17 protein-coding genes are annotated in these 14,596 nt (G+C 39.7%); 4 read left to right on the top strand and 13 right to left on the bottom strand.

Annotated elements, in window-relative coordinates; genetic code table 11:
- Positions 1-196 precede the first annotated feature (196 nt).
- Both HC179_RS08890 and HC179_RS08885 read right to left on the bottom strand, forming a co-directional pair.
- On the bottom strand, positions 197-424 hold the full coding sequence (locus tag HC179_RS08890; RefSeq protein ID WP_148986912.1) for a hypothetical protein: 228 nt from the start codon (positions 422-424) through the stop codon (positions 197-199).
- A 156-nt stretch (positions 425-580) separates the two neighbouring features.
- On the bottom strand, positions 581-1,147 hold the full coding sequence (locus HC179_RS08885) for a hypothetical protein (protein ID WP_168864004.1): 567 nt from the start codon (positions 1,145-1,147) through the stop codon (positions 581-583).
- A 95-nt stretch (positions 1,148-1,242) separates the two neighbouring features.
- Here HC179_RS08885 and HC179_RS08880 point away from each other — a divergent pair, with 95 nt between their 5' ends.
- Positions 1,243-1,845 (top strand): hypothetical protein, encoded by a 603-nt coding sequence (locus HC179_RS08880; protein ID WP_168864003.1) that lies wholly within the window; start codon positions 1,243-1,245, stop codon positions 1,843-1,845.
- Between the two features lie 26 nt (positions 1,846-1,871).
- Here HC179_RS08880 and HC179_RS08875 read toward each other — a convergent pair whose 3' ends face one another.
- The 4 genes from HC179_RS08875 to HC179_RS08860 form a co-directional block, all read right to left on the bottom strand.
- Positions 1,872-2,612 carry a phosphatase PAP2 family protein gene (locus HC179_RS08875; RefSeq protein WP_168864002.1) on the bottom strand — a complete coding sequence of 247 codons (741 nt, stop codon included), beginning with the start codon at positions 2,610-2,612 and terminating at the stop codon, positions 1,872-1,874.
- Positions 2,613-2,765: 153 nt separating this feature from the next.
- The gene (locus HC179_RS08870) at positions 2,766-3,722 is read right to left on the bottom strand and encodes a 3D domain-containing protein (protein ID WP_168864001.1); all 957 of its coding nucleotides are present in this window, start codon (positions 3,720-3,722) and stop codon (positions 2,766-2,768) included.
- A 233-nt stretch (positions 3,723-3,955) separates the two neighbouring features.
- Positions 3,956-4,948: a class I SAM-dependent methyltransferase gene (locus HC179_RS08865; protein ID WP_168864000.1), complete on the bottom strand. Its 993-nt coding sequence runs from the start codon at positions 4,946-4,948 to the stop codon at positions 3,956-3,958.
- 2 nt (positions 4,949-4,950) lie between these two features.
- On the bottom strand, positions 4,951-6,270 hold the full coding sequence (locus HC179_RS08860) for an FAD-dependent oxidoreductase (RefSeq protein ID WP_240948500.1): 1,320 nt from the start codon (positions 6,268-6,270) through the stop codon (positions 4,951-4,953).
- 185 nt (positions 6,271-6,455) lie between these two features.
- On the opposite strand from HC179_RS08860, the gene HC179_RS08855 reads away from it, so the two are divergent.
- Positions 6,456-6,605, top strand: a complete 150-nt coding sequence (locus HC179_RS08855; RefSeq protein ID WP_168863998.1) for a hypothetical protein — start codon at positions 6,456-6,458, stop codon at positions 6,603-6,605.
- A 334-nt stretch (positions 6,606-6,939) separates the two neighbouring features.
- Here the strand turns inward: HC179_RS08855 and HC179_RS08850 are convergent, their stop codons facing one another.
- Both HC179_RS08850 and HC179_RS08845 read right to left on the bottom strand, forming a co-directional pair.
- Positions 6,940-7,194, bottom strand: coding sequence for a DUF2164 domain-containing protein (locus HC179_RS08850; protein WP_010192961.1), 255 nt, complete (start codon positions 7,192-7,194; stop codon positions 6,940-6,942).
- Between the two features lie 26 nt (positions 7,195-7,220).
- On the bottom strand, positions 7,221-8,048 hold the full coding sequence (locus HC179_RS08845) for a VanW family protein (protein ID WP_168863996.1): 828 nt from the start codon (positions 8,046-8,048) through the stop codon (positions 7,221-7,223).
- A 201-nt stretch (positions 8,049-8,249) separates the two neighbouring features.
- Between HC179_RS08845 and HC179_RS08840 the strand changes: the two genes are divergently transcribed.
- Together HC179_RS08840 and splB are read left to right on the top strand one after the other, a co-directional pair.
- Positions 8,250-8,507: a transcriptional regulator SplA domain-containing protein gene (locus HC179_RS08840; RefSeq protein ID WP_168863995.1), complete on the top strand. Its 258-nt coding sequence runs from the start codon at positions 8,250-8,252 to the stop codon at positions 8,505-8,507.
- Positions 8,508-8,521: 14 nt separating this feature from the next.
- The gene (gene splB / locus HC179_RS08835; protein WP_060666275.1) at positions 8,522-9,547 is read left to right on the top strand and encodes a spore photoproduct lyase; all 1,026 of its coding nucleotides are present in this window, start codon (positions 8,522-8,524) and stop codon (positions 9,545-9,547) included.
- Between the two features lie 52 nt (positions 9,548-9,599).
- Here the strand turns inward: splB and HC179_RS21275 are convergent, their stop codons facing one another.
- The 5 genes from HC179_RS21275 to cpaB form a co-directional block, all read right to left on the bottom strand.
- A complete protein-coding gene (locus HC179_RS21275) occupies positions 9,600-10,508 on the bottom strand; it encodes a type II secretion system F family protein (protein ID WP_168863994.1) in 909 nt (302 codons plus the stop codon).
- 3 nt (positions 10,509-10,511) lie between these two features.
- Complete coding sequence (locus HC179_RS08825) at positions 10,512-11,387, bottom strand: type II secretion system F family protein (protein WP_168863993.1); 876 nt, start codon at positions 11,385-11,387, stop codon at positions 10,512-10,514.
- Between the two features lie 99 nt (positions 11,388-11,486).
- The gene (locus HC179_RS08820) at positions 11,487-12,842 is read right to left on the bottom strand and encodes a TadA family conjugal transfer-associated ATPase (protein WP_346775133.1); all 1,356 of its coding nucleotides are present in this window, start codon (positions 12,840-12,842) and stop codon (positions 11,487-11,489) included.
- Complete coding sequence (locus HC179_RS08815) at positions 12,842-14,023, bottom strand: CpaE/TadZ family protein (protein ID WP_168863992.1); 1,182 nt, start codon at positions 14,021-14,023, stop codon at positions 12,842-12,844. Before HC179_RS08815 ends, HC179_RS08820 begins: the two co-directional genes overlap by 1 nt.
- Before the next feature lie 3 nt (positions 14,024-14,026).
- Positions 14,027-14,587, bottom strand: coding sequence for a Flp pilus assembly protein CpaB (gene cpaB / locus HC179_RS08810; RefSeq protein ID WP_168863991.1), 561 nt, complete (start codon positions 14,585-14,587; stop codon positions 14,027-14,029).
- Positions 14,588-14,596: the final 9 nt, after the last annotated feature.

Raw genomic sequence — 14,596 nt, 5'->3', positions numbered from 1 at the left:
TTGGAGCAAAAGGCGAAGACTCCTGAGGGAGATAGCGGTAGCTTGAGACCCCGCAGCGGAGCGAGGAGGCTCAAGCACCGCCCCTAGGAAAGCGAAGCCATTTGTGGAGATCAACAGCGGTATTTAGAGCCAACACCTATGACACCTAAATTGTTCGTCTTTTATTAGGCTTTTTTAGTTTTGTCCCAGCCTCCATCTAAAGCACATTTTGAGTTAATTGATAGAATAAATCCTGCATTTTCTTTTCCGCAAGATCATTCACGATATTTCTAGTTTGCAAGGAAGGATTACCATTGATTCGGAAACTGTAGTCAAGAATTTCTGGATGCATTTCGGAATACATAAATTCAATTTTCACTTTATGTCCTTCTGATTCCATCATCAGTGTGCATACTTTATTACCCATAAATTCTGTAATTTTCACGACGGATTCCTCCTTCTCTCCTTTCATAACACTAACTATTTCTACAGATAAGGACAAATTCCCTTTAAGTTTCAGCAAATTATTTGAATTTTTTGCAAAAAAGAAGAAGCGGTTGTCGTTTCCGCTTCAGGTTGACTTTTACTAGTTGATTTTCGCTTATAAGTTCTTTTTAAGGTAGTTGTTGACTCTTCTAATTTCTCGGTTGTTTCCTAGCGCGTGGGTTACTCCCCAAATGTTTGTTTCGCCTTCGTCTTTTGTTACTTCATTGAGGGTTACGTCCAAATCATGAAAGATCCTGTGTAAGTACTTTAATGCCATTCTGTCATCGTTTCTTTCGACCAAAATAATAAGTCCATTTGCATTTTCCATGTCATTCCAAACTTTGGATGGGGCAAACCCTTCCGTTTTCATCCAATTGACAGCAGCTTTTAGTTCCTTCCATTCGTCAGATGTTTTCAGGTTGCGAAGATCGACTGTATCCGCCCCTCCCCATCCAGTTACATTATTCAAATATTTATGTTGTTCTGCTAAGACTTCTAAAGTGCTAACTTCCCTGTTTTCCTGATATACAACCGCATCTTCAAACTCTTGGTGCTCTATTTCTTGCACACTTGCAAGTGTAGTAGATGAAAATAAGGAACCTCCATCCACATAATCATAATAATGATAACCAATGACCCCGATAATGGACACTAGCATAAAAGTAGAGATAAATTTTAACAAAGTCCTCACTCCCGATCTGTCTTGCTCTCTTACCCTTTGCTTTGCCCTCTTCACCGTTTATTGGTAGGATAAAAGAAAAAAGCCATAGGTGAGAAATGATGAAAAAAAATCTATTTATCTTTATTATCGTCTGTTCTCTAACATTGTTAACAGCATGTCAGGAACAAAAGGATACAAATGAAGCAGGCCCTTTGGACGGGTTGTTTGCTGGGAGTGAGCTTTCCTATGAAGAATATAAATTCATTATGGAATATATCGTAGATCGTGCAAAAAGCATGAAAATCGAAAACAAAAAACTGGAAAAGTGGGTCATCCGCGCAATTGGTGATGAGAGGCTAATGAATAAAAGAGACCTCACCAAAGAGGAAGCATTGGAGACTGCAAAGTATAACATGAAGTATTATGATACATTTATGACTGTAGCCGAAAATAAATATAAAGTGACCGTTACAGAGGAAGAGCTTGACACGTGGATAACGCAAGGCCCAGACCAGAGCGATGTCCCCCAGCACAAAGCCTATGCAGAAGCTTTAGATTTGACACTAGAAGAATTAAACCATGATTATGATAGAGACTTATACGAGCAAACAATGGTGATGGAAAAACTCCAACTTGTTTTACAAAAAGAATATGATACATCTGATGATAATGAAATAAGAGATAGATTTCATCAAGAAGTAGAGGAACAAATGAAATAGAACGGCCTATTTGGGACCGTTCTATTTCATTTTCTATGATAAATTAAATTAGAAAGATAGGTCCGCTTATCTTTATCCCGATAAACCTTCATCATCTCCATTGAAAATATGCAACATATTAACCAAATCATTCCGACGGCATAGCCTGCCAATATATCACTTGGGTAATGAACCTGAAGGTAAACCCTACTAAAGCCTATGCTGAGTATAAGGACAGACAACAAGCCAATTGCAAACATTCTCGTTTTAAAGAAGCGTTTCTCTCTACCAATTAGATAGATGATGAAACCATATAAAATAAAACTCCCCAACGCATGACCGCTCGGGAAACTATATCCGTACCCGTCGTATTCGGGAGCCAATGTAGGCCGTTCGCGCTGAAAAAAATACTTCAAGACAAAGATAAATATTCCACCGCCTGCAATTGCAAGTATGAAAAAAACAACACCGTGAACATCACGTTTTTTCAACCAAAGAAATAAGACAGTAATAACACTTGCAGCCGATATCCACCAGATGGAACCTGTTTCTGTGAGGATCCTTAATGTGTTAGTCAATGTCCCGCTTTCTACGGATTGAAAATAATTCATAATAATGTGGTCAAATGTAAGCTTTTCCTGCTCCCAAACATCCTCTGCCAATTCAAGGAATAATGCCGTTGCTGTAATCATGAGAACTATCCCCATTAAAATAAGCAGAGCAGGCGCCCATATCTTCTTTAAATCAATCTGTTCTTTCCAATAGTGAGCTTCCTCTTTTACATTCATTCAATCGCCTCGTTTGTGGAATAAGTTGCCTATTAACTTATTCCACTTCAGCTACTACGTAAAACATTAAAAGCATTCAGAACGGAAATCAACCATTTTAATTAGCATAGAAAAGAGGCCACCCGATGACATCGAGCAGCCCCTATCAATCTATTATTTATAAACTTTTACTTGAACCTCTTGAACACCATAGTTAATAGCATCTTGCTTCTCCGGAATAAAGATATCAATTTTGTTTCCTTTGATTGCTCCACCAGTATCTCCAGCAATTGCCTCACCATAGCCTTCAACCCATACTTTTGATCCCAAAGGAATAACATCTGGATCAACAGAAATAACTTTCATATCTGGGTTTTCCAACAGGTTAATTCCTGTTGCAGTGATACCTGAGCAACCTTCACAAGTAGCAGTATAAGCAGTAGCTGTCATCGTTAATTCTTGCACTACCTCTTGGTCAGCTGCCGTTTCTTCCTCTGCAGGCTCTTCAACTGGTGCTTCTTCTGCTGGCTCTTCTGTTACAGGCTCCTCAGCTGGTGCTTCTTCTGCTGGCTCCTCTGTTACAGGCTCCTCAGCCGGTGCTTCTTCCGCTGGCTCCTCTGTTACAGGCTCCTCAGCCGGTGCTTCTTCTGCTGGCTCCTCTGTTACAGGCTCCTCAGCCGGTGCCTCTTCCGCTGGCTCCTCTGTAATAGGCTCTTCAGCCGGTGCTTCTTTCTTTACAGGAGCATCTACAGGAACTGGATTTCCATCAACATAAATTACTAGCTCGTCCCCTGCATAAATAAGATCAGGATTTGAAATGGAATTCCATTCTGCTAATTTCTGATAAGTAACACCTTCATAGTTTTGAGAAATTCCCCATAATGTGTCACCTTTTTCAATTTTGTAGCGTTCAGACAACGCCACTTTCAATTGATCTTGTGGGTGGATAACGTCGCTTGATAGACCGTTCCACTCTTTGATTTCTTGTACTGATATATTGTTCGCTTTAGCAATGTCCCAAAGCGTGTCGCCTTTCTTTACCGTAACTTCTGCAGCAGAGGCATTTGCACCTAAACTAAACGTACCTGCAAGGGCCGCTGCCGTTACCAAAGAAACCATGCTCTTTTTCATACTAAATACCTCCTATGTATTTGACTCAGTGTTCTAATCATAACATGGTTTTAGTAGTTTAAAAGAACAGTAGAATAACATTTAGGTTACGTAAATAACGGGTATATTAAGGGATTATTACGACTCTTCCTTATATTAGAAGGATAAGGAAAACTATTCTAATAGAGGATTATTACCCCACAAAATAGAGCTCAGCTTGGAAATTCTCCAAAGTTGAGCCCTTCAATCACCTCTTAATTTAATTTGGTAAAGGTAACTTGGTACCAGCCGCCTTCCTTGATGACCGGCTGCATTTTTTCCACCTTCAACGCTGCAGCATCCCCCAGATTCTTGAGATCATCTTCGGAAGGAAGAGGGTACAGATTATCAAACGCGGTGAAAAAACTGTTGAACACACTAGAAAACTGACCACCATGTCTAGAGTTGTGTATAGGTGAAACCACTGACAATGTTCCTTTAGGAGGCAACCATTCACTTATTTTTTTAAATAGCTCCGTCCGGTCTTCCGGAGAGATATAATGTAGAATGTTATTCAGCATAACGAAATCCACCTTTTCCTCCGGTGACCACTTGTGAACATCCTGACAAACAATTTCAACTTGACTTTGTTTTTGACAGTTTTTACTTGCTTCTTCTGCCACATCCTCATTAAGCTCGATACCGAGCATTTTCGCTTTCGGAAACTTCTGAGAAAGCTTAAGTAAATAACCGCCGCTTCCACAGCCAACATCTACCACAGTATTTGGTTTAGCTTTTTTCATCACCTTCATCACTCTCGGAATAGCCAGTTGTTCTAAAAGTGAGGAGGTTTGCGCGACAACCATTCCATGTTCTTTTTGATTAAAAAGCTCTTTCTTTTCCGTCTTCATCATTTTTGGATACTTTATTAGGGTAGGTATATGAAGTTCCATCATCTCTTTTAAAAGCACCCCGGTTGAACGAGGGTTATGTTTACTTGAAGGTACCATGAACTTTTTCACCGTTTGGTAGCGTTCCTTGGATTTCTTTTTCAGGTATCCAATGACACCGCCTACTTCAACCCACCTTTTCAATAGATCTTCCTTTAAATCATGTTCTTTTGCTACTTCCATAATTGTTTTAGGCTTCTTAAAAGCTTCAAATAAATCCAGCTCATACCCAACATAGGCATGCCAACTATATAAGAAGGGCAAGTTTCTCTTCATATACCCTCGTGCTTTAAAAAGCCTCACATATTCACTTATCATACCTATGCTTCCTCCTTATTTCTCCATGGGTAATCTTCTTCTTCTGTAAAAAAATGACGGCGGTCAATGACCTGCTGATCCCGTTCTTTCCTTTTCGGAGCAACACCAGACTGAATGACCCTATCCACTAGGGATTCCTTCCAAATACCCAAACCAGAAATATTCAACATATGTTTGGTATGAAGAACAGGATCATTTGTGAGTTGATCCATCACTTTGCTTCTCCACGTCACAAAAGATTTGAGAGGACGGGAATAGGCCAGAGCGGATAGGTGACTCAATTTCAATACATGCCGAACCCTTGGTTTTCTTACTTCTTCATAAAAAGATAGATATTCAGGGGAGTGTCTTTCTTGGTCATACATCCAACACAGCAATTCTCCAAGTACGTCTCCATCCTGAATCGCCAAGTTCATTCCCTCGCCTGCCATTGGATGAACGCTATGAGCCGCATCCCCAAGCAATGCTATGTTGCCTTTCACATAGTTTGAAACGTGATAATGCACCGGAATCATGAGCTGAATTTTTTTCCAGGAATCTATTCTCTGAACAAATCCATCTAGTTCTGGGCAGAGTTCTAAATATTTTTGGTAAAAGGCTTCAAGCCCTTCTTCAATCATCTTTTTATAAGAGCCTTTTGGAATTAAATATACGCTCCGCACAAGATTGTCTGGCAAAGGGAAAAGCCCCAGAAAGGTATCATCTGTAGAAATGATTTTTCCTTCTTTCATACTTTCAGGCCTTGGAAACGTAACAGTCAAAAAATGATGATCATATTTCTTTTCCTTCTTAGGCACATCCATCGTTTCACGAACCTTAGACTTACGCCCTTCTGCACTAACATAATAATCTGCTTCTAGTAGCACCTCTTCCTTGTCCATTCTCACCTTTGCCTTGTTGCCATCAAACCCGATGAACCGTCCAGGTTGAATATATTTGAAGGAAGGATATTTTTTTGCTTCCTCGAGTAGAATAGTTTTTAATGTTTCATGGGGGATCATCAATGCATAGTTATAAGGGTCCGGAAGTATGTTGTAACTCATAGATTGAATCGGTTTTTTGTTTGATTTATTCAGCTTCTTCTTCTCTATCAACTCTATGCGGTTAATTTTATGTCCACATTGCAATACCTTAGGAAGAATGCCATTTTTCTCGAAAATTTGTAGCGTCTTCGGCTGCACTAATTCTCCCTTGTACATGTGTGGGCTCCCTTTAACCTGTTCCACAACCGTCACACCAACACCACACTTCGCAAGCTTCAGCGCAACCGTCAAACCGCCAACACCGCCCCCAATCACCAACACATTCGCCTTCAACACCATCACCACCTATACTCATTTCATTCCACTAAACCAACAAAGCAAAACTTAGAAACTCTCTGGACGAAGGAGAAAAAAATCCTTTAGGGGGTCAGACCCCTAAAGGATTTTTGAGACCTTTGTCGAAGTCTGCACCGATAGAGGGGCAGACTGAAGGATAGCTTTAGCAGCTTGATGGCGGCAAGAAAATGCAGCAAAAAACGGAATCGGGCGATTTTGAACCACTTTCGGGCGATAATTTGTGGTTACGGGCGAAAAAAGAAAAATACGGGCGATTACCTTTATTTGTAAAATACTCCCGCGCCAAATCGCACACATTTCTAGAAATCGAAAATTAAGGCTCTGTTAAAGCATACTTTTGATTTTTCTGCAGCAACCTAACTGTTAATTGAAGCATTAGGTGAAGACTCCTCGAAAATGCTATTCACTTTCTTCGTGCGATGTTTCGCTGTCGAAGCCTTCCCTGTCCTGAGGGAAATAGCGTTTAGGGGAGACCCCGCTGGCGCTTTTCCGAGGAGGCTCCCCAAAACGCCCCTAGGAAAGCGAAGCCTAGTGCGGAAATCAACAGCGGTGTTTAACAGAGCAAAAAAACAACCTCTCTGGCTCTAAACAAAAGCCAAAAAAGTTGTTTCCCAAAACCAGCATTATATAGGTAGAAACTCGTCAATCATCTTACCTGTATCTTCCGCCCCCAGTAGAGCGTTTCAAAGCTTCAATATCCTCTTCAACGGATCCCCAACGTTCTTCCACCAAAGCCTTCGCATCGGCAATTCCCTGATTATAATAGTAGGGTCCCAATTCTTTCATAAAAATGTCCAGCAACAAATCGGCACCTAACTCGCCAATTTCTTCGTCTCGTTCCTCTTCGAAATATGCCTGGATCCGGCCAATCATTTGATCTTTCATTTCCTTAGGAATAGAAATCATCTTCAACACACCCTTATTAACGTCATTTAGCCGCTTTGTTCCGTTGCTTCCAATAACGGCTCATACATCATAATAGCATGATTTTCGGTTACATATTGGTCATCGATTTCCATTCCCTGAAGGTTCATCACCTTACGATGAATAACATTATGACGTAAATAGCCTCCCCAATAAGCGGATGTGATGCTATGGTCTTTTTCATACACCTTATACTTTACAATTGGAGGATTTGCGGACCTCCATTCCCCAACCAAGAAGTCTCCTTCCATTCTTACCTTTAACTGAAAAGCTTGTTCTGTATCATTTTTAATCTGTAGATCCAGATAATTATATGAGCAGGTTGCACCACTGCCAAAAGGTTGCGTTCTCCTAGAATCAGGGAAAACATCAAAACTGTGGCGATATCGTTCTGTCACAGTCAAAGGTGTGTGCAATGTCATCCAATAAATAAGATTTGACATCTGACACAAGCCTCCTCCAAGCCCTGGCTTAAACGTACCATAAAAAAGAACCATTCCATCTACATACCCTTTGCTCTTCGTCGGCTTTCCAATCATTTTCCAATAAGAGAAAGTTTCACCTGGTCTAATAACTACACCATTTAACTTCTGCATGGCGATTTTTAAATTAATTACCTTATTGTACTGGTACCACATATCTACATCCTTCAACTTTCTAAGCGTAGGAGTTTTATGTAAAAAAACTTGATATGGCAATAATTCCTCTGTCAATTCTTCTGCATAGATTTTCTTACCTGTCTTCCACTCTACCCATCTCTTGGCTATGTAGAACTGGGTTCCAAGCCAAATGCGAAGTTTTGACCTTTTTTTTGGTCGTAAATCTACGTGATTCATCGCGAGACCACCTCCCATTTTCCCCTAATAAGTTAGACGGACAACGCATGTAAAAAGTTTCAAAATATTCATAAAAATTACTTTATATAACTAAATATTTTTACAATATTTCTCAAGGATATTATTCCCGATTCATTTAACACTAAAATTAAATTCCTATTGACTTTGATGAGAAGAAACAATTAAAAGCAGGTGACTAACATGGACATATACCAACAAGCTCCGTCTACCTCTCTTCAAGAAGGAGATGTAGTGTACTTATTTTATCGTAATCCGCACACACAGAATGTCGCATCCATCCAACAGGCAAGTATCATGGCAAATCCGTACGAGGAAGGGCAGCTTTCTATCTTTCTCTATGATACGTATTATCCATTATCGGATGAGTTCGTTTTTTTCACTTCATTAGAAGAAGCAGAGGCATTATATAATGAGTATTTTGGACCAACCTACGAATAAAAGGGGGGCAGTACATGAAACCGTTTGTTCCACAGCTTGTATATATTGAACCTAAAGCGCTTGACTATCCACTAGGAGTAGAATTAAAAGAGAAATTTGAATCGATGGGACTTGAAATCCGTGAAACCACCTCTCATAACCAGATAAGAAATTTACCTGGAGATAATGATTTTCAAAAATACAGGACAGCTAAATCCACATTAGTTGTCGGGGTAAGAAAAACACTGAAGTTTGATTCATCCAAACCATCTGCTGAATATGCCATCCCTTTTGCCACTGGTTGTATGGGCCATTGTCATTATTGTTATTTGCAGACAACTATGGGAAGCAAGCCTTATATCAGGACTTATGTGAACCTGGACGAAATCTTTGACGCAGCCGATAAATATATGCAAGAACGGGCTCCCGAAATCACTAGGTTTGAAGCGTCTTGTACATCGGATATTGTGGGTATTGATCATCTTACGCATTCCTTGAAAAAAGCGATTGAGTACTTTGGGAAATCTGAACATGGACTTCTTCGGTTCGTGACAAAATTTCACCATGTCGATCACTTGCTTGATGCAGACCATCGCGGGAAAACAAGGTTTCGTTTCAGTGTAAATGCCGATTATGTCATAAAAAACTTTGAGCCCGGAACATCTTCTCTTGATTTGAGAATTGAAGCAGCTGCAAAAGTTGCAGGTGCAAACTATCCTCTCGGTTTTATCGTAGCACCAATTTACCTACATGAAGGCTGGGAAGAAGGATATAAAACATTATTCCAAAAGCTATATGATAAGCTTCCTGCACATGCTACCGAGGACCTTACATTTGAATTAATTCAACACCGATTTACCAAACCTGCAAAAAGGGTCATTCAACAAAACTATCCGATGACAAAGCTGGAGCTAGACGAAGCTAAGCGTCAGTATAAATGGGGACGCTATGGGATCGGGAAGTATGTATATACAAAGGACGAAGCGACCGAGATAAAAGAGACATTGTCTGAATATATCCATTCTTATTTTCCTCAGGCGCGGATTGAATATTTCACATAATGCTATAAACCTTCAAAAACAGCATCCCCTCCTTAATGGGAATGCTGTTTTTTCATAATCCACTCTGTATTATATAAATCACCATCGGTCCAAGCAATACAATGAAAATGGCTGGAAACACCAGAAACATTAAGGGAAAAACCATTTTGACAGGAGCTTTCATGGCATGCTCCCTCGCAGTGAAAACTCGTTGTTCCCTAATTCTAGTTGTAAGTAGGTTCACAGTTTTAGATAAGCCCATACCCAATTGATCCGCTTGGATTAGGGATGTGATTGCCTGTTGAAAAGAAGCAATCTTCACTCTTTCCCTCAAAAGCATATAAGCTTCTTTGCGTGATTTACCTAGTTTCATATCATCCATCATCTTCATAAATTCATCTGATAGTGGACCTTTAAGCGTTTTAGACACTTTACGAAAGGAAGCATCCAGTCCCATCCCTGCCTCCATGGATAGATTGAGCAGATCAAAGAAGTCTGGCATCATTCTTTCCATAAGCTTTAACCGTTTTTTGATTTTTACACTTAACATGAAATTAGGAATGTACAGGCCAAATAAGCTTATGACGCCTACTAAGAAAAGGAGCGATGAAATGGACTTTGCGCCCGGTAAAAAAAGGACCACTGAACAAAAGAACAAGATCAAAGTCAACGTCGCTTGAATTAATCTGAAGTCAACAGAGGTCCATCCATTTGGTCTTCCTGCTTCATCAAGTCTTTTTTCAAGGTTGATTCTTGATGATTCTTTCATCATATTTTGTATAATTCCCCTTGCTTTTTCCTTTGCTTTCTCACTTATATCTCCTTTCTCCACTTTCCCACCATTAAAGGATCCGGAACTAGGAAAAAAGTTTTCAATTCTCCGTTCTAGTGCTAAAGAGGAGCGAAAGACTGTCATGGTTATTGCTACACAAATCAGCGTCATGGTTGTAAAGGATAATACAATAAAAAGAAAATGGCCCACCTTCTACACCTCAATGCTTACAATTTTATTAATTATAAACCAGCCAAGTAATATACCGGATATTGCCATGAAAATCATGACCCATCCAAGTATGTGCTGAAACATCAGATGAAAATAATCAGGATTGACCACTTGAAGATAAAGAGCAATTCCCACAGGAACAAACATGATTACCCACATCGATAACCTTCCTTGTGCAGTAAGTGTTCTGACTTCATCTTTTACTCTCATCCTACCAATCATTGTCTCTTGAATACTTTCTAAAAGACGAGAAAGGTCGCCACCACTCTCCCTTTGAATGAGAATAGAGGTTAGCACCATTTCTAAATCGGGATTATTAAAGCTAGATTTCAGCTGTTCAAAGGATTCTTCTAAGGATAGTCCAAGATTAACATTCTGAATGACTTTTCCAAACTCTTTGCCTAATGGCTTTGGTGACTCTTCTGAAATTAATTTGATTACTTGCAAGAAGCTATAGCCTGCCCGTAAACTATTTGCCATTATCCCAAGCGCTTGAATGAGCTGTTGGGTTGCTAACTGATTTCGTATTTTAATTGCACGCTTTAATAAAAATGAACGAAGAACAAACCCAAGAAAAAAAGAAAAAACACTTATTAATAGAGAAGACATGATCAAGTATATTATTCCACCTAATATACCTGCTAAAAGAATGGTTCTTACGAGATATTCTCCTGGGCCAATTTCATATCCAGCATAAATTAATTGCTGTCGCAAATTCTTGAATTGGAAGTTCCCTTCTAGTACATTCCCCATTCCTAGAATGGCTTTACTTTTTTTCTTTAACTTTTCCTTTTTATCTTTTTCATTAGCTAATGCTGACGAGTTGGAAAGAAGTAAGTATTTATTAAGCCTCTTCATTTCCTTTGTTTGTCTATTGGTAAGTCTCATAAGTAATAGAAATGGGAGAAGGAAGAACAGCGTTGATATAATTAATGTAATTATTATATTCAGGTTTCATCACTCCTCACTAAACCAGGATGGCTGAATTTTAATACCTTGTACCTCAAACTTTTCAAAGAAACTAGGGCGTATTCCCGTTGATGAGAATCGTCCTTTCACTCTCCCGTTATCACTTTTCCCAAGCTCTTCAAATTTGAAAAGGTCTTGCAGCACAATGGTCTCATTCATTACCCCTAACACCTCGGTTATATGGGTTATTTTTCTACTACCGTCCTTGAGACGTACTTGATGGACTATCAAATCTAACGCTCCCGCAATCTGCTCTCTGATCGCCCGTACTGGAAGATCAAAACCTGCCATCATCACCATCACTTCTAGTCGTGAAATTAGGTCTCTAGGGGAATTCGCATGTCCAGTTCCAAGGCTACCATCATGCCCAGTATTCATTGCCTGTAACATATCCAGAGCTTCAGCACTTCTTACCTCTCCGACGATAATCCTATCAGGTCTCATACGCAAGGCGTTCTTAACCAGGTCCCGGATGGTAACCTCTCCCTTCCCTTCCACATTTGCAAGTCTTGCTTCAAGAGTGATAACATGCTCTTGTGAAAGCCTGAGTTCTGCGGAATCTTCAATAGTAACAATTCGCTCATCCTCTGTTATGAAGGAAGATAAAACATTCAAACAAGTCGTCTTTCCTGAACCAGTTCCTCCACTAATCATCATATTCAATTTTGCTTCTACGCAAGATTTTAGAAAATCCGCCATTTCATAGGAAAGCCCTTCATTTCGGAGGAGGTCATGGATAGTTAATGGATTATCAGGAAATTTTCGTATGGTTAGAGTTGGACCATTCATAGCCAATGGAGGAATTATGGCATGAACACGTGAACCATCAGGTAAACGTGCATCTACCATAGGGACACTTTCATCTATCCGCCTTCCAATTGGGGCTACAATTCGCTCCATTACTTTTAATACATGGGAATTGTCTCTGAATGTAAAAGGAGTCTTAATTATTTTCCCCTGTTTTTCCACGTAAATTTTAGTTGGACCATTTACCATTACCTCCGTAACTGCCGAGTCATTAAGAAGTGGGGTGATTGGCCCGTACCCTGTTAGCTCATAAATGACATTTTGTATGACTGCTTGCTTCTCCTCATAATTAAGAATGTCATCCCGATTGACGAAAAATTCATCACTCAATTCAGCTACTTTCCCTTCCAATTCCCTATCCTCTAAAGACTGCTGTTTCAATTTATCCACTAAGTAGTTATGAAGTTGCATTTCAATCTCTTTAAACTGAGGTAGATAGACCGTTTTCGTGTTGGTAAGCGTATTGGTGGATACTTTTAACCCTTTTGAACCCTCCACTACATCTGTCTCGACACCGAGCCTTCGCAATAGAGACACTATTTTCTCCCCCCCGCACCAATTAGAACGTCATTACTCATGAATGAGAAATGACGCTCAAGACAAGCGTCTGCCATTTTAGTAAATCGTTTAGATAAGCCTTTCTTTGGAGAATCTGCTACAAACGGAACACCTGTTGCCACTGATTTTTTAACTATCTTTTCTTCGGAAGGAAGGACTGTCAAGACTTTTACACCGAGAATCTTTTTCATATTTTCTAATTTCAACGGATCATCCTTTTTTACAGCATTGACTACTAGCTGAGGTTTTGCCTTGAGCTGCAGTGATTGAAGAGTATCCATAAATAGCTTTGTATTTCTAACTGATGGAAGATTACCATTTGTCAGCAAGTATATCTCATCAGATAACTCCAGTGTCTCCAGCAACAGGTCATCTACATGCGAATGTGTATCTACAATGATGATGTCATACCACTTCTTTAATTCGAAAAATAATTCCCTGATATGCTCAGGCTTTATTATTTCGGAGAATTCAGGACGAAGTGGCGCAGCAAGAATTGAGACATTTTCAAGGGATGTTTTGGTTAGATAGGCCTGCACGTTCCTGTTTTTACGATCAAAGTCTTCCTTCACCCATTCATAAATGGTCTTTTTGGGTTTGACATCACAGAACATCGCAACATCTCCAAATTGAAGGTGCAAATCAACTAATATCACTGATTGATTTTTTTTCTGAAGGGAGTACGCCAGATTTACTGCAAATGTCGTTTTCCCTACCCCTCCCTTAGTACTTGAGGAGGTGATGATTCTTCCTTCTTTCTGTGCGAAACTTGGTGCATGAGCTTCCTGCTTCTTCAAATAATCAATATGCCTTTTTGATTCAATCAGCCCATTTTTTATCAATTCGATATCATCCTGCAAGTTGATGCAATCCATCATCCCGGCTCTCATAGCCAAACGGATGTCGGCTTCTTTAAGGTCGTATCCCACCATGATGACAAAATTATTTGGATCTAGCTTCTTCAATTGCATCGTCAAGGAGTAGAAATTAGGAGAAATAGATTTATCGATAAAAATAATTCGTTTTTCTGGAGTATCCAATTCATTTAACAGCTCATCAATGGTCGTTAACCCCTTGTAATTTTCATGTGTACTTAACCAGTGAATCATCTCACTGATTTTCTGTTCATTATCATTTAAAAAACCGTACCATTTTATCATCTATCATTGCCCTCCTTTCTTGATCAACTGCTTTTCATCCATTAGGATATTTTCTTTTAGCGTTGAGTCATCTCCCTCAGGCCTTAACATGAGATAGATGGAATGCTGGGAAGCAAAACCTAAACTTGCACCTTGCTCTGGCGTGGCTTCCACCGTAATCATTTGGTATCTTGCCCCTGTTTCAGGTTCGTCCATGAAATGCCCCACAGCCAATACTTTCACATTTTGCAAAACAAATGTCCCCACTTGTGAGGGGACAACTTCTTCATTGTCCTCTTTTGTGGTTTCAATATTTACAAAAATGTCCACCATTGCCCCTGGCTCTAAATGTCCGGATACACCTTGCACGTCGTTAACTGCAATGGACATAGCTCTTTTTCCAGCTTCAATTTCAAATTCTGTAACTACCACTTCTTCTTCCATTTCCTCTTCTGCCGCTAAAACAACATTATTAGCAGGTTCTTTTTTCTGGTTGGGGCCTCCTGGTAGATAAAAAAGATAAAAACATATTGTACTGACAACTCCGAACATAATTGACAGTAGCCATACTTTCTTTAGTGTCATGCCTCATCC

It is taken from the genome of Bacillus sp. RO1 (genome assembly GCF_012524115.1).
Lineage (GTDB): Bacteria > Bacillota > Bacilli > Bacillales > Bacillaceae_I > Sutcliffiella_A.
This window is presented reverse-complemented; position numbering and strand designations above follow the sequence as displayed.

What these genes read in the sequence shown, in the direction of transcription:
- HC179_RS08880 (WP_168864003.1), top strand. Translation starts at nt 1,243, where the DNA reads ATGATGAAAAAAAATCTATTTATCTTTATTATCGTCTGTTCTCTAACA.
- HC179_RS08875 (WP_168864002.1), bottom strand. Translation starts at nt 2,612, where the DNA reads ATGAATGTAAAAGAGGAAGCTCACTATTGGAAAGAACAGATTGATTTA.
- HC179_RS08870 (WP_168864001.1), bottom strand. Translation starts at nt 3,722, where the DNA reads ATGAAAAAGAGCATGGTTTCTTTGGTAACGGCAGCGGCCCTTGCAGGT.
- HC179_RS08865 (WP_168864000.1), bottom strand. Translation starts at nt 4,948, where the DNA reads ATGATAAGTGAATATGTGAGGCTTTTTAAAGCACGAGGGTATATGAAG.
- HC179_RS08860 (WP_240948500.1), bottom strand. Translation starts at nt 6,270, where the DNA reads ATGGTGTTGAAGGCGAATGTGTTGGTGATTGGGGGCGGTGTTGGCGGT.
- HC179_RS08855 (WP_168863998.1), top strand. Translation starts at nt 6,456, where the DNA reads ATGCAGCAAAAAACGGAATCGGGCGATTTTGAACCACTTTCGGGCGAT.
- HC179_RS08850 (WP_010192961.1), bottom strand. Translation starts at nt 7,194, where the DNA reads ATGATTTCTATTCCTAAGGAAATGAAAGATCAAATGATTGGCCGGATC.
- HC179_RS08845 (WP_168863996.1), bottom strand. Translation starts at nt 8,048, where the DNA reads ATGAATCACGTAGATTTACGACCAAAAAAAAGGTCAAAACTTCGCATT.
- HC179_RS08840 (WP_168863995.1), top strand. Translation starts at nt 8,250, where the DNA reads ATGGACATATACCAACAAGCTCCGTCTACCTCTCTTCAAGAAGGAGAT.
- splB (WP_060666275.1), top strand. Translation starts at nt 8,522, where the DNA reads ATGAAACCGTTTGTTCCACAGCTTGTATATATTGAACCTAAAGCGCTT.
- HC179_RS08825 (WP_168863993.1), bottom strand. Translation starts at nt 11,387, where the DNA reads ATGAAGAGGCTTAATAAATACTTACTTCTTTCCAACTCGTCAGCATTA.
- HC179_RS08815 (WP_168863992.1), bottom strand. Translation starts at nt 14,023, where the DNA reads ATGATAAAATGGTACGGTTTTTTAAATGATAATGAACAGAAAATCAGT.
- cpaB (WP_168863991.1), bottom strand. Translation starts at nt 14,587, where the DNA reads ATGACACTAAAGAAAGTATGGCTACTGTCAATTATGTTCGGAGTTGTC.